General features: G+C 68.4%; 16 protein-coding genes. All 16 read right to left on the minus strand.

Annotated elements, in window-relative coordinates; translation table 11 throughout:
• A partial coding sequence (locus tag Q0581_RS05000) for a tape measure protein (RefSeq protein ID WP_298698176.1) occupies positions 1-2,879 on the minus strand: 2,879 nt, incomplete at its 3' end.
• A 98-nt stretch (positions 2,880-2,977) separates the two neighbouring features.
• Complete coding sequence (locus tag Q0581_RS05005) at positions 2,978-3,382, minus strand: hypothetical protein (RefSeq protein ID WP_298698177.1); 405 nt, start codon at positions 3,380-3,382, stop codon at positions 2,978-2,980.
• A 29-nt stretch (positions 3,383-3,411) separates the two neighbouring features.
• Positions 3,412-3,594, minus strand: coding sequence for a hypothetical protein (locus Q0581_RS05010; protein WP_298698179.1), 183 nt, complete (start codon positions 3,592-3,594; stop codon positions 3,412-3,414).
• Positions 3,595-3,626: 32 nt separating this feature from the next.
• Positions 3,627-4,004: a gene transfer agent family protein gene (locus Q0581_RS05015; RefSeq protein ID WP_298698181.1), complete on the minus strand. Its 378-nt coding sequence runs from the start codon at positions 4,002-4,004 to the stop codon at positions 3,627-3,629.
• Positions 4,005-4,006: 2 nt separating this feature from the next.
• On the minus strand, positions 4,007-4,444 hold the full coding sequence (locus tag Q0581_RS05020; RefSeq protein WP_298698183.1) for a phage tail tube protein: 438 nt from the start codon (positions 4,442-4,444) through the stop codon (positions 4,007-4,009).
• A 64-nt stretch (positions 4,445-4,508) separates the two neighbouring features.
• A complete protein-coding gene (locus tag Q0581_RS05025; RefSeq protein WP_298698185.1) occupies positions 4,509-4,925 on the minus strand; it encodes a DUF3168 domain-containing protein in 417 nt (138 codons plus the stop codon).
• Positions 4,922-5,341, minus strand: a complete 420-nt coding sequence (locus tag Q0581_RS05030; protein WP_298698187.1) for a hypothetical protein — start codon at positions 5,339-5,341, stop codon at positions 4,922-4,924. Before Q0581_RS05030 ends, Q0581_RS05025 begins: the two co-directional genes overlap by 4 nt.
• The gene (locus Q0581_RS05035) at positions 5,334-5,690 is read right to left on the minus strand and encodes a head-tail adaptor protein (protein ID WP_298698189.1); all 357 of its coding nucleotides are present in this window, start codon (positions 5,688-5,690) and stop codon (positions 5,334-5,336) included. Before Q0581_RS05035 ends, Q0581_RS05030 begins: the two co-directional genes overlap by 8 nt.
• Entirely contained in the window at positions 5,677-5,922 is a 246-nt protein-coding gene (locus Q0581_RS05040; protein ID WP_298698191.1) for a hypothetical protein, read from the minus strand. Before Q0581_RS05040 ends, Q0581_RS05035 begins: the two co-directional genes overlap by 14 nt.
• A gap of 10 nt (positions 5,923-5,932) precedes the next feature.
• Positions 5,933-6,277, minus strand: coding sequence for a head-tail connector protein (locus tag Q0581_RS05045; protein ID WP_298698193.1), 345 nt, complete (start codon positions 6,275-6,277; stop codon positions 5,933-5,935).
• An 8-nt stretch (positions 6,278-6,285) separates the two neighbouring features.
• Positions 6,286-6,684, minus strand: a complete 399-nt coding sequence (locus Q0581_RS05050; protein ID WP_298698195.1) for a hypothetical protein — start codon at positions 6,682-6,684, stop codon at positions 6,286-6,288.
• A 70-nt stretch (positions 6,685-6,754) separates the two neighbouring features.
• On the minus strand, positions 6,755-8,032 hold the full coding sequence (locus tag Q0581_RS05055; RefSeq protein ID WP_298698196.1) for a phage major capsid protein: 1,278 nt from the start codon (positions 8,030-8,032) through the stop codon (positions 6,755-6,757).
• A 14-nt stretch (positions 8,033-8,046) separates the two neighbouring features.
• The gene (locus Q0581_RS05060; RefSeq protein WP_298698198.1) at positions 8,047-8,898 is read right to left on the minus strand and encodes a head maturation protease, ClpP-related; all 852 of its coding nucleotides are present in this window, start codon (positions 8,896-8,898) and stop codon (positions 8,047-8,049) included.
• A complete protein-coding gene (locus Q0581_RS05065) occupies positions 8,876-10,027 on the minus strand; it encodes a phage portal protein (protein WP_298698200.1) in 1,152 nt (383 codons plus the stop codon). The genes Q0581_RS05060 and Q0581_RS05065 overlap by 23 nt, the downstream gene beginning before the upstream one ends.
• 114 nt (positions 10,028-10,141) lie before the next feature.
• Positions 10,142-11,866 carry a terminase TerL endonuclease subunit gene (locus Q0581_RS05070; RefSeq protein WP_298698201.1) on the minus strand — a complete coding sequence of 575 codons (1,725 nt, stop codon included), beginning with the start codon at positions 11,864-11,866 and terminating at the stop codon, positions 10,142-10,144.
• A 4-nt stretch (positions 11,867-11,870) separates the two neighbouring features.
• Complete coding sequence (locus Q0581_RS05075; RefSeq protein WP_298698203.1) at positions 11,871-12,380, minus strand: phage terminase small subunit P27 family; 510 nt, start codon at positions 12,378-12,380, stop codon at positions 11,871-11,873.
• Between the last annotated feature and the right edge of the window lie 106 nt (positions 12,381-12,486).

Below are 12,486 nucleotides of genomic sequence, written 5' to 3' on the forward strand. Positions count from 1 at the left end.
CGCCTCGTCTGGAACTGCGCCCGGCGCTGACGTTGGGCCGACGCCGCCGCCACCCGACCCACCGCCCCGGCTTGGGCCTGGGCCGCCAGGGCGTTCATCTGCGCCAGCAAGTCTTCGGTCATCACCGCATGGCGCAGATCGAACACGATGGGCGAACCCGTCGCGCCGCCGCCGCCCTGGACGCGACCGACGCTGGCCACCGCACGGTTCAGGGCCGGGATCACGCTGACGTATCCGCCCCGGTCATATCCGGGCAGGCCGCCCCTGCGGATCGCCTCGGCCGCCGCCGGGCCGCCGACGCGTCGCACGTCCGCCTGGGACCAGACCACCTCGCCCTTGTGCACCACGCCGGCCGGCTGCTTCACGCCGCCGGGCCCCGTGTATCCCCCGGCGTCGAAACCGGGGATGCGGAACATGGACGTCGCATTGGCCGCCGTGATCGCCGCCGCCATCGCCGCGCCCGCCGCCGCACCGGCCGTGGTGATCGCCGCCGCCATGGACGCCCCGGCCGTCACGCCCGCCGCCGCGATCGCCGGACCCGCCGTCGCCGCCATGGCCGACCCCTGGGCCGCGCCTTCGGCCACCGCGTCAACGCCGCCGAACAGGGCGTCGAAAGCCAGTTCGGAAATCTGGTCAATGGCCCGGTCCGCCAACTGGCCGGCGAATGCGGACGCCGCACCCGACAGGTCCCCCTCCAGGGCCCCGCGCACCCCATCCCGGACAGCACGCCGGAACACGTCTCGGGCCGACCCCTCGAAGGCGGCTGCGTCGAACGTGTCCGCTTCGGTCGATGCGACATTCCGCGCCTCGTCGCGACTCAGCCCCGGGCGAAGTCGGCGCAGTTCGTTGATCCGCTCCTCGATCCACAGTTCGCGTTCCGCCCTCGCGATGCGGCGGGGATCACCCGTCAGCCGCGCGATCTCGCCCTCGACCCCCAGGCGGTCCAGCAACTGATCGTTCTGAAGTTGGAGCAGCCGGTCCTCGCGCTCCATCTGACGGCGACGACCCTCAAGGATCAGATCGATCTCTTCCTCGATCCGCTCGCGGTCTTCAGTCAGCTGGACAGCCTGGTTTTCCAGGGCCAGCAGGGCCAAGGCTCGCTGCGCGGCGTCGGTATATCCGGCGGCCTGATACCGCTGCGTCAGTTGAATCAGCCGCTGACGTTCCTCTTCGGCCCGGATCGTGGCGTCGTTGCCCGTCGCGCGCGCCGCCGCCAGCGCCTCCTCCAACTCCAGCTCAGCGCGCAGATCGGTTTGTCGATCGGCCGCCGCACGCGGCGCCTCTCCGTCGCCGCCCACACCACCCGCTCCACCGCCCGCAGCAAGGCCCCGGTCGATCCGCGCGATGGCGGCGTCCGCGTCGGTGATCGCTTTCTCAGTGGCCGCGATCGCAGCGACCAGGGGGTCTACACGGTTTCGGAGTCCGGACTGAACTTGCGAAAGACCGCCACGCGTTCGGGCGTCCTGGTTCTCCGGCGCGTTCAGTGCCGCCGTGTTGGCGGTCAGCTGAGCTTGGGCTTGGGCTAACAACGCACGGGCCAGCTTCAGGCTGTCCTCAGCCGCGCGGCGCTTTTCGACCTGCGCCACTCGCAGGGCTCTGGCCTCCTCCAGCGCCGCCTTCTTGCCTTCGCCGCTGGCGGTCGCCGCCGCAAGGGTCGCCATTTCATACGCCTGGGTCGCCTGGGTCAGGTCGTCAGTCGCAGTCCCCAGCGTCCGGGTCGCCGGGGTCGCCTTTTCCGCGTTCGCCGCCACCAACGCCATCGCCGCCGCCACGGCCAGAAGTGCGATGCCAATGGGATGGGCGACGAAGAACAGCGCCGAACGACCCAGGCCGTGCATGGCCACGCTGGCGGCCAGCGCGCCACGGGTGGTTCCCGCTAGCGCCGCCAGCAGGGTGATTTGAGCATGGGCGTGCGCCAGGGCAGAGACCGCCGCTGCTCCCTGCGCCACCACCAGGCGGGTTCCGACGATCGTGATCGCGACGCCCCCGGCGACTGCGACCACATCAAGGTTGTCCGCCAGCAGTTCGATGGCTTTGGCCAGTCGCTGGGTCGCGCTCAGGCTCTGATCCTGTTGACCGATCAGCCGCCCCAACTCGTTGTTCAGAACCTGGACGGCGTCAGACAGGGTCGCGGGCATGGACTCGGCCTCCGCGCGCAGCTTCATCATCGATCCGGTCAACGCGCCGATCATCGCCGCCGTGGTGATCGCGCCCTCCTTACCCAGTCGATACAGGTCGTTGCGCGCCACGCCGAGATGGGCCGCCAGCACTTCCGCGACGCGCCCGCCAGACGCCATGACGGTGTTCAGGTTGTCGCCCTGAAGGGTGCCGAGGGCCATCGCCTTCGACAGGGCCGTCATCACCGACTCGGCCCGCTGCCCCTTGGCCCCGGAAACGACCAGCGCGTTGTTCAGGGACTCCACGAAGTTCAGCGATTGTTGGGTCGAATAGCCCAGTTCCCTCAACGCAGTGGCGTTCAGCAGGTAACCTTCCGCCGTCTGCTCAAGACTGGAATAGGTCCGCCGCGCCATGGTCGCGATTCGATCCATGACGGCGGCCACGTCCTCACCGTCGTCGATCGCCAACCGCACCCGCGAAGACAGGTCGGTCCAGCTGTCCGCCATGCGGCCGATCTGCTGCGCCGTGAACAGTCCGGCCAGAACGCCGGTCAGGCCGGCCACCTCACGGCGAAAATTCTCGCCTATCGGCTTGAACATCCGCGACGCCGCTCGCTCGGTGTCCCGCTGCATGGCGGCCATGGTGCGGCGTGTCTGTGTCTGTGAGCCGTAGAGCGCACGGTTCACGCGTTTCATCTGACGCTCGAAATGCTCGGCGTTGGCCTCAACGCGGACCAGGAGACGCTCAATCGAGTCGGACATGCAGCCTCACAACAAAAGGCCCGCCAAGGCGGGCTGCGTCCATGTAATGAATCGGCGTGACGGCAGTGGGAGCTTGGCTCCCGCACGGCTGGGTGGGGTCAGCCCTTCAGGCTTTCCCGAATCCGCGCCGTGCGAGCTTCGATCTCCGCAATATGTGCATCGAACTCGGCTTCGGTCCGGCCCTGTCTTACACAATGATGGGTGTGAGCCCGGATGGCGTCTACATCATCCTGCCCGATATGGACCCGCCCCGCGCCGTAAACGAACGGCTCAAAGCCCACGTAGCCGCCGTAGGCGTTTTTGCCGTTCACCTCACCACAGAAGGCCCGCGAACCATTGACCTGATCGACAACACGCACATTCCGAAACTGCGCTGACGTGGGATCGCGCAGTTCTCGCGACACAACGCCCTCCGCCTCGCGGATCTGGTGCGCCTCCGTCCCAGGTATCCACTGACACCCGGCCACCAGCAGCGCCGTCGCCAACACGAACCCGGTTCGCATCGTCCCGTCTCCCTCAGCCCAGGACGACGCTAACCCGCTGAACCGCGTCCCTGCAAATCCGCCTGCCGCGCCGCCGCCACCGCCCGGTGGAACGCCTCATCGGAAGGCGCGCCGCCCTTATCCTCGGCGCCGTGGAACTTGGCGAAGCCCTTGCAGGCCCGGCCGAAGGCCCAAAGCGAACAGGCCCCGACCTCGGCCGGCGTCATGCCCATCTGGCCGCCGGCCTCATAGATGCGCCCGAACCTCAGTCGTCCTCGGGGGAGGGGTCGGTCTCCCCCTTCGGCTCCCCCGAGGGGTCGCCCTCGGTTTCTCCGGCCGGGCCCACCAGGGCGGCGCCCAGGATGTTCACCGCCAGGGACTTCAGCCCCATCAACTGCCCCGGCCCCGCATAGGCGTCGGTCAGGACCAGCGCGGTCATGGGGTCGGTCCCGCCGCCGACCAGGCCCAGCCGGATCGTCTCGCGGATATAGGGCGTTCGCCACGACCCGTTCAGGATGGCGTGCATCACGAACTCGGGCCCGGCGTCGCACAGCCGGTCATGCTCCTCCAGCTGTGCGATGCCGAGGCGGAATTCGTGGCGGCCGTCCCCGAACGGCGCGGTGATCGTGGCGTTCGCGCTCATGATCAGCCGGCGTCCGCGTCGATCGTGGGCTGGTCCGCCTGCACCAGGGTGACGCTCGCTGTAGCGAATTCACGGGGCGTGCCAGTCAAGTCGAACTGCGTCAGGATGTAGGGCCCGGCGACACGCCAGACACCCGCCTTGCGAACGCGGATAGGAATGATCTTCCCGACGCGCTGCATCCACGCCAACATGGAACTGCCGTGGACTTTGCCTTCGCCGGTGATCTGGCTGTCAAGAGCATCCACATCCCGCACCGTCTTGTCCGGCTTGGACGGGTCGGTGCAGTTCGGCAGCGTCTGGTCACGAGTGGAGGCCGTAAGGCTCAGGCTGCGCGCGCCGTTGATCAAGCAGTCGTGGGCCCAGACCTCGGGGTCCGCGCCGTTGCCGATCTGGATGAGGATTTCCTCACCCGAGACGACGTCAACATAGGTATCCGTCATGGCGGATGCTCCTTCAGGTAGGAAGCCCGTCACCGGGCGGGGAAACCGCTCAAGGCGGGATCGGTCAGGCTGCGGGGCGCAGCACGTAGCGCAGGCGCAGGATCGCCCGGCTGGTCAGGTTGTCGGCCTCTCGGCGCGTGTCGATCGACTGGACAGCGTGGATCGCCACGGTCCAGCCGGTGACCGTCAACGCCGCGTCCAGGGCCTGGGCCAGGGCGCGGGCCAGCGTCCGCGCCTCCCGGAACCCCACGGCCGTGGACCAGCAGTCGATCTGCACGAACACCTCGGGCAGGGCCCCGCACCCGGTGTAGTCCGGCACGGTCTGCATCGGCCCCAAGGTGGCCATGGGATAGGTCGGGTTCGCCGGTGCCCGGTCATAGAACCGGCAGGCCTCGCCCGTGCCGATCACCGCGCCCACAGCGGCTGACGCGCGCGCCGCCGCGACCAGCGCGGGCTGAAGATCGACCTGCGGGTCCTTCACGACTGCGCCTCGCGCCGGATCGCCCGCGTCATCGCCGACTTGATGCGGCTGGCGGCCTTCTTCCGCCGGGCCCGCACCACGGGCCAGAATGACGGCTGGGGCGGAACGTGCTTCCCGTCCGCCGCCCGGTGGCCCAGTTCGACCGGGACCGCCTTCGGCCGGCCCTTGGCGTCCTTGGCGTCCGAGATGACCACATAGCTCATGTCGCCCAGGCGGCCCTCTTCCACATAGATGTGGTCGCGGACCTGTTCGCCGTTGGCCGGGTCATCGTCGCGCGGGGCGATGGCGCGCATCTCGGCGGCCATGGCCTCGGCCTGAAGGAACGCCTCCTGCCCGGCCGCCTTGCGGACCGACGCCGGCATCCGCTCGATCTTGCGCATCAGGCGCTCGACGCCTTCCAGACCCCGGCTAGCCATCCACGCCTCCCGAGGTCATCTGGATCAGCAACCAGGTCCGGCCGCCGTCCATGTCGCCGACAAAGGCGATGTTGAAGGTCTCGCCCGTGCGCGTGTTCACCGCCCGGTCGCCGGGCTGGATCGTCCGCGTCCCGCTGTCCGATCGGACCCAGCAGTCCCACGACGCCCGGCCGGCGATCCGGCCGGCCTGAACCTCTTCGCCGCCGCGCGTGGGCGCCAGCGCGCACGCCCGGCTGATCCCCAAGTCGGTCCAGGCCGCGACGGCGTTGCCGTCCGCATCGGTCCCGGCGCCGCGCCGCTCGAACCGAACCCGCTGGCGCAGATCACCCGCGCCCTTAGGCTTCGGCATCGGTCTTCTTAGCCTTCGGCCGGGAGCCGCCCTTGCGACCGTCGCCATCGTGGTCGAGCGGGTCCGGCGCCACCTCGACGGCCTTGCCGGCCGCCACGGCCGCTACGCCGCACTCCCGGCGGACGGTATAGACCCCGTCGCCTTCCGGCCCGCCGTGCGCCCTGAACGCGATCTGGACGCGCGGTTCCTCGGTCGGGGTGTAGTCGTAATCTTCGGTGAAGCGCACGCGCATCGTCATCTCCTCACACCCTCAACATCCGATAGGGGTCCAGCAGGGCGCGGGCGCTGGGATGCATCGCGATCTCGCTCGACACCGACCCTACCTGGGCCGTCTCGCGAAAGGCGTAGAGGTCGCCCACCATCAACAGCACGGCCGCGAACCACACGGCCGACACACGCGGCCCCTCGGGAAGTTCGGCCCGATTGCAGTAATCCAGGGCGGCGCCGAACGCGGCGTCCACATAGGCCTGGATCAGCACGTCATCATCGTTGTGATCGACCCGCAGATGGGCCTTCGCCTGGGCCAGGGACACCAGGGGCGTTTCCGGCGTCGGCTCGTCCGCCGGCGGATCGATCACATCCGTCATGATGGGCCTCAGTCGGCCGGGGTCAGGTGCGGATCGCCCCGCACGATGACAGCCGACAGGCCGATGCTCGTGCCGCTGGCCTTGGTGGCCACGACGCGCACATAGCGCTTCGGCCCAGCCGTGCCGCCGACATAGCCCAGGCGATAGACACTGTCGGCCGCCAGAGTCGCCGGGGTGGACCCCAGCACGCCGCTGGCGGGCACATCGACAAAGTCGCCGCCCGTGGTCGTGTCGCTGTGTTGCAGCTTCACCGAAAAGGCGCCGTCGCCGGCGATCGCGCCGGTCTGGACGATCAGTTCGGCCGAGTTGAAACCAGCAAGGTCGATGGCCGCCGAGGTGGCGGTGGCGGCGGCCACGGCCGGGGCGATGGCCACGGCCGGGCTCAGGTGATGATGCAGGTCTTTCATGGACCGTGCTCCTGTTCAGATGTCGGAAAGGGGGTGGCGGGGCGAACCGGGTTCGCCGCCGCCGTCAGGCTCAGGACGCCGCGATCTTCAGCAGCTTGATCGCTTCGAAATTCACCACGGCGCCGCCGACGCGCTTGGTGGTGTAGAAATGCACGTTCGGCTTGTTGGTGTAGGGGTCGCGCAGGATGCGCACCCCGGTCCGGTCGGCGATCAGGTAGCCCCGCCCGAAGTTGCCGAAGGCGATGGGGAACGCGCCCGCGCCGATGCCGGCCACATTGTCATCGGTGTGGACCGGCTTCTGAAGGATGGTCGGCACCTCGGCGGCCGCCGAGGGCGCGGCCCACAGATAGTTGCCCTGGCCATCCTTCATCTTCCGAACGGCGCCCATGGTGGCGTCGTTCATCAGCCAGGCCGCACCGTTCCGGTATCCGCCCTTCAGGCTGTAGTACAGGTCGATCAGGGCGTCCGCCGGGGCGGTGTCCGCGAAACCGGCGGCCTTGCCCGAGACCAGGAAGCCCAGCTTGCCCCAGTCGCGACCGGCGTCATATCCGGTGGCCGCGACCGTGTCATAGGCGAAGATGCCCTTGGGACGCTTGACGCCGTCGCCGGTGGCGAAAGCCTCGCCTTCCTGCTCGGCGAACTCGATGCTGACCTCGTCCGCCAGCCAGGCCGAAATGTCGATGCGCGAGTCGTCCAGCGACGTCTGGGTGATGGCGGGATTGGCGTAAAGCTCCTTGGTGTTCACCGCGATCTCGCGCAGCTTCGGCGTGGCGGTTTCGGGACGGCCTTCCTCTTCGCCGACCCAGCCCGACGTGGCGCCGCCGAACCCGACCAGCTTCTTGTAGGTGCTGGTGCCGATCGAACGCACGGTGGCCAGCGAACGGATCGCCGACACCGAACCCAGCACGCGGTCGATGCCGGCTTCGGTTTCTTCGGGGACCAGATAGCCCCCGTCCTCGTCCGACGTGGTCCGCAGCTTGGCCTTGACCTCCAGGTCGCGGATGCCGTTGTCCACGCCCTTCCGGAACAGCTGCTCGAACGCCTTGGCGTGTTCGGCCTTGTCCGGGTCATCCACGCCGCCCGCGCCGATCTTGCCGGCGGCGGCCTGTTTGTTCAGGTCGTCGATGGCCTTGGTCAGCTGGGTGATGTCGGCGTTGATGCGGTCGACCTTCTCGGCCTGGACGACATCCGCCAGACCCTTCTTCAGGTCGGCCATCTCCTTGTCGTTCTCGGCCTTGAACGTGGCCCAGGCCGTGTTCAGGGCGGCGACAGCGGCGGCCGGATCGGTGGGCGCCTCGGCGCGCACGGAAACGAGCCCGCGCAGGCGGGTTTGGGTGGTCGTATTCATGGGATGAGGCCCTCCTAGGCCTGATGGGCAGAAACGAGCCGCTGAACCTCAGCGGCGAAACGGCCTGCATCGCGCTCGGCCTGGTGGGTGCGACTTGCATCACGCGGGGTCGCGGAAATCTCGGTCAACAGCGACTGGCGCTCCGCGCGGGTCACGCCCGCTCGGGCCAGGGCGGCTTCGGTGCGCCGGCGCGCCATGACGGCCCGGTCGGGCGCCGCATTCGACGCGGGCTCCGATTTCGCGCCGTCGTCCACGGCGTCGGCGAAGCCGTTCTTCACGGCCTCGCTCGGCCCCATGAAGGTCTCGGCGTCCATCAGCGTTTCGATGTCCGCGCGCTTCATGCCGGTGCGGGCCGCATAGATGTCCACGATGGCGCTGTCGAAACCTTCAAACAGCTTGGCGCCCTCGGTCATGTCGTGACGGTTGCCGACGATCACGCCCCAGGCGTTGTGCACCATCATGAAGGTGCCCAGCCCCATGCGGATCTCGTCCGCAGCCATGGCCAGGATCGACGCCGCCGACGCGGCCCAGCCCATGACCACCACGGTCACCTTCGCCGGATGCTCGCGCAGCAGGTTGTAGATCGCGATGCCCTCGAACATGTCGCCGCCGGGGCTATTGATCTTGACCGTCACGTCCTTCGCGCCGATCCGGCGCAGGGCGGCGGCGCAGCGCGAGGCCGTGAACCCGCCGCCGGTCCACCAGTCTTCGCCGATCACGTCATAGATGCTGATGGTGGCGTCATCGTCCGCCTCGGCCGCCAGGGGCTGGTCCGCCCATTTGGCCAGAACGTCGGACGGCGCGTCCCACTGGAAGTTCGCCGGGCGCTGAAACGCCTTGGCTTCAGGAAGCTTTCTCAGGCTCATCGCCAATCGTCTCCGTCACATTGATGGCCGGGTTCCGGTAGGTGTCGCCGCCATCCACCGGGTTCATGTCTTCCAGGGCGCGCACGTCGTTCGCGCTCAGGACCTCCATCTGCCGCCCAATCTGATAGGCCTGCCATCGCGCCTTCAGGTCGCCGCGAACCAGGGCGGCCCGGTTGAAGCGGGCGTAGATGTCCGGTTCATCGTCGCCGACCAGGCGAAGGTTGATGCCCTCCTCCCAGGCGGTCAGGTGATCCTCCATCGTCCAGGTCACGAACCCGATGGACTGCTGCTCAATGCCGGTTCCCCAGCTGGTCGACTTCTCGGTGTCGCCGATCATGTGCGGCGGAACACCGAAGAACATGGCGATGTCCGCGCGGCTGAACTTCCGGCTCTCGATCCACTGGGCGTCCTCGGCCGTCATCGAGAGCGCGTTGACCGTCATGTCCTCTTCGAGGATCAGGAACTTGCCCTCGTTCTCACCGCCCGCCCTGAACGCATCCAGGCTATCGCGAAGGTTCGTCACACCCTCGGGCCCCAGCTTGCCCTTATGGGTTATCGAACCCGATGGCCGGGCCCCGTTCTTGAACGTGGTGGCGCCGTGATGTTCCTGCGCCAGCGCCAGGCCGATGGTCTCGCGGGCGTAGCTGATGACCGAGACGCCTTTGATCCCGTCCAGCGTCATCCCGACCAGGTGGAACACATCCTCCTGCGCCAGTTGCACCCGGCCGCCGTCTTTCCGGGTGTAGGTGTAACGCAGGGTCAGATCGTCGTTCTGCGTCACCTCCATCCGGTCAGGGTGCAACGGGTTCAGCGCGACGACCCGACCCATGGACCTGACCACCTGGGCATAGGCGTTCCCGCGCAACAGCAGGCAGGCCTGCATCTGCCGGCGGAACAGGCTGGGCGTCTGCCAGGCGTTCGGCTTGCGCCGCAGCACCGACCAAAGGGCGTGATCCGAAGCGTCCTCGCGCATCCGGGCGTCCACACGGCGCTTCACGTGCAGGGGCAGGTTAGCCACCCCGCCGCAGATGATGCGAACGCAGGCATAGACCGCCCCGACCCGCAGCGCCGTCGTCGCGGTCACCGCCACGCCCGCGCCGGAAAGCCCGCCCCGCAGGGCCTGTTCCAAGTCCTCAGGCGTCTGGATGACGACCCCGCCATCTCCTCCGACTGAGGCGCGCGGCGCCGGCCGGCCATCACCTGCCCCATTCAAGAGGCGCGACCAGAACCCCATCCGCACCTCCTACAAAACCAGCGCGCCGCGCGACGCGTAAACCGACACGGTCGGACCCGCGTCCTTCGCGGCGATCCCCAGCGCCGACACGAAGCCGGCGACGCCGTCGATGCGCTGCGTCGAATGCTGTTTCGACGGCTTGATGTTGCCGGCGGCGTCCGTCTCCACGGCCACGACCTTGGCGTGCTGGCGCAGCACCGGATGGCCGCCGTGATGAAAACCGTTGGCCAGGACCAGCCGCTCCAGTTCCTTCGACGGCGCCGACAGGCTGGCGAACCCCTGGCCGAACAGGACCACGGGGATGCCTTCCTGATTCAGCGTGGTCGCCGTCTCGGTGGCGTTCCACCGGTCGATGGCCAGGCCGCCTTCGTCCGAGTCGCGCTTGACCGCGCCCTGGAACGCGATCTTGAACCGCTCGGCGTCCGCATAGATCTGGCGGCGCACCGCCTCGTAATCGACGACATTGCCTTCGGTCACGAACAGGGCGCCCTGCTCGGCCCAGCGGGCGTAGTTCAGCTTGTCCCGCTTCCCGTGTTCTTTCAGGAAGGCCCGGGGCTTCCAGAACCGCGCCAGGACGGCGGGCGTCTCCAGCCCCTCCTGGACCGGGAACCACCAGATCAGCGCGGTCAGGTCATTGATGGACGACAGGTCCAGCCCGCCGAAGCAGCGCTTGAACCGAAGCCTTTCCTCCAGCGCCTTCCAGTCGATCGGCCCGGCGCAGTGGTCCCAGCCGAACCGGCGGCCCTCGTCATCCACCGCGTCGATGGGCAGCCAGCGCACCGCCTGGTCGGCCCACATGTTCAGCCGGTAGCGCTTGAAGTCGTTCTCCAGACGCGGGACCTGCTGGGCCCGGCGGAAGTCCTCCATGAAGGTCTCGACCTTCACCGATCGGCCAAAGTTCGGATTGGCCTTTCGCCAGGTCTCTTCGGTCGTCCAGTCGTCGTCCGGGTCCGGCGCATAGACGACCACCAGGGTCGACGGGTCGTCGATGTCACCCGACAGGATCGCCTGGCATTCCTCCCAGACTTCTTCGCCGTGGGACCCCTTGGTCCCCGCCGTCGAGATCATCACCTCCAGCGGCTGGCGGCGCGCCCCCGCGCTGTCATGCACGAAGGTGTAGAGGTCGCCGTTCGGCCACTCGTGGACCTCGTCGCCCACTAGCCCGCTCATGTTCAATCCGTGCTTGCCCTTGGGCTTGCCGGACAGCGGCCGGAACGACGCGTTCAGCCGCTGACAGTAGATCGCCGACTTCAGCGGATCGATCAGATCCGACAGGTCGGGCGAATAGCCGACCATCGACGTCGCCTTGTTGAAGACGATCGACGCCTGATCCTTCTCGGCGGCGATCGAAAAGACCTGGCCGCCCATCTCCCCATCGCCCAGCAGCATCAGCAGGGCCAGGCCGGCGGCCAGTTCCGTCTTGCCGTTCTTGCGCGCCACCCAGATGTAGGCCCGGCGATAACGCCGCGTCCCGTCCGCCCGCTTCCAGCCGAACAGCGGCCGGACGATATCGTGCTCCTGCCAGTCTTCCAGGATGAAGGGCTTGCCCGCCCATTCGCCCTCGGTCAGCCGCAGCTTCGTCGCGAAGAACCGCACGGCCGCGTCGGCGGCCTTGACGTCATACCAGAACGCCCCGTCGCGCCAGACGCCGGCCTCGGCGTCCCAGGCCGCGTTCGGATACCGCTCCAGCGCCGCCGGTCGCACCGGCGGGCGTGTCGCCTGTCTGACGACCATGCGATCAGTTCAGAAAGCCCGTGGGCGAATCGATGGGCGCGGCGGCCTCGGCGGGCGTTGTCGCCGGGTCAGCCGGACGCGAACCGGGTTCGCCGTCGAACAGGTCACCGGCCGGCACCTGGGCGCGGGCGGCGATGATCCGCTGACGCTCGGCCGGGTTCAGTCCGAACCGATCCTCCATCGCCAGCAGCTGGCGCTCCAGCCGGTCGGCGATCAGGAAGTCCGGGTCCGCGCGCCGCAGCTTCCCGCCGTGGGTCGTGTCCGCGTCATAGCTGAACCCGCGCTTGTCCAGCGCGCGGCGCAGCTTCAGCCAGTCGCCGAAGTTCCGGCAGTACCGGCCGAAGGCCGCCTCATCCGTCACAGACAGCAGCCGCGCCGCGCGCAGCTTCGGGCCCAGGTCGTTCCAGATTTTCAGGCCGTCGTCTTTCAGCCAGGACGGGGCCTTGCCCTTCGCGGCCTGCGCCGGCGCCTGGGACGCAGCGGCGGCGGCGGGCTTCTCCCGCTTGCTCCGCACCGCAGCCTTCTGCGCGCGCACGGCCTCTGGGGCCGGCTTCGGTCCACGTGCCATGGCCGACCTCCAAAAAAAGTTCTTCGGAAACTCAGGAAAACTTGCGCTGACT

It is taken from the genome of uncultured Brevundimonas sp. (genome assembly GCF_937863155.1).
GTDB lineage: Bacteria > Pseudomonadota > Alphaproteobacteria > Caulobacterales > Caulobacteraceae > Brevundimonas.

What these genes read in the sequence shown, in the direction of transcription:
- Q0581_RS05005 (WP_298698177.1), bottom strand. Translation starts at nt 3,382, where the DNA reads ATGCGAACCGGGTTCGTGTTGGCGACGGCGCTGCTGGTGGCCGGGTGT.
- Q0581_RS05010 (WP_298698179.1), bottom strand. Translation starts at nt 3,594, where the DNA reads ATGGGCATGACGCCGGCCGAGGTCGGGGCCTGTTCGCTTTGGGCCTTC.
- Q0581_RS05015 (WP_298698181.1), bottom strand. Translation starts at nt 4,004, where the DNA reads ATGAGCGCGAACGCCACGATCACCGCGCCGTTCGGGGACGGCCGCCAC.
- Q0581_RS05020 (WP_298698183.1), bottom strand. Translation starts at nt 4,444, where the DNA reads ATGACGGATACCTATGTTGACGTCGTCTCGGGTGAGGAAATCCTCATC.
- Q0581_RS05030 (WP_298698187.1), bottom strand. Translation starts at nt 5,341, where the DNA reads ATGGCTAGCCGGGGTCTGGAAGGCGTCGAGCGCCTGATGCGCAAGATC.
- Q0581_RS05035 (WP_298698189.1), bottom strand. Translation starts at nt 5,690, where the DNA reads ATGCCGAAGCCTAAGGGCGCGGGTGATCTGCGCCAGCGGGTTCGGTTC.
- Q0581_RS05040 (WP_298698191.1), bottom strand. Translation starts at nt 5,922, where the DNA reads ATGCGCGTGCGCTTCACCGAAGATTACGACTACACCCCGACCGAGGAA.
- Q0581_RS05045 (WP_298698193.1), bottom strand. Translation starts at nt 6,277, where the DNA reads ATGACGGATGTGATCGATCCGCCGGCGGACGAGCCGACGCCGGAAACG.
- Q0581_RS05050 (WP_298698195.1), bottom strand. Translation starts at nt 6,684, where the DNA reads ATGAAAGACCTGCATCATCACCTGAGCCCGGCCGTGGCCATCGCCCCG.
- Q0581_RS05055 (WP_298698196.1), bottom strand. Translation starts at nt 8,032, where the DNA reads ATGAATACGACCACCCAAACCCGCCTGCGCGGGCTCGTTTCCGTGCGC.
- Q0581_RS05060 (WP_298698198.1), bottom strand. Translation starts at nt 8,898, where the DNA reads ATGAGCCTGAGAAAGCTTCCTGAAGCCAAGGCGTTTCAGCGCCCGGCG.
- Q0581_RS05070 (WP_298698201.1), bottom strand. Translation starts at nt 11,866, where the DNA reads ATGGTCGTCAGACAGGCGACACGCCCGCCGGTGCGACCGGCGGCGCTG.